Below are 325 nucleotides of genomic sequence, written 5' to 3'. Positions count from 1 at the left end.
CCCCCGCACGGCGGCGGTTCCGGCCACGCCCGCTCTTTTCAACCCGCCTGCGACGTGGTACCTGCCAGCGCCAATCTTCATACGGGACCCGCATGCGAGTCGCCGCCGGCCACGGGCGTCGCGGGCGCATTGCGCTTACCGCCAACCAGGGCTGGCGCTCCATGGCGAAAATCATCGAAACCGCGACCGGTGCGATGGCACTGACCTTCGACGACGTGCTCTTGCAGCCCGCACATTCCGTTGTCATGCCTGGCCAGACGGACGTGCGCACGCGCATTGCCCGCGACATCGACCTCAACAGCCCGATCCTCTCGGCGGCGATGGA

The 325-nt window shown here is 67.7% G+C and carries 1 protein-coding gene; it reads left to right on the top strand.

From position 1 onward, the window contains the following. Positions 1-92: 92 nt before the first annotated feature. A partial coding sequence (locus tag FLQ44_RS24725; RefSeq protein WP_338117505.1) for an IMP dehydrogenase occupies positions 93-325 on the top strand: 233 nt, incomplete at its 3' end.

Source organism: Vogesella mureinivorans (genome assembly GCF_007644035.1).
Lineage (GTDB): Bacteria > Pseudomonadota > Gammaproteobacteria > Burkholderiales > Chromobacteriaceae > Vogesella > Vogesella mureinivorans.
Note: the sequence above shows the minus strand (reverse complement) of the source record. Positions and strands in the feature narration are given on the sequence as shown.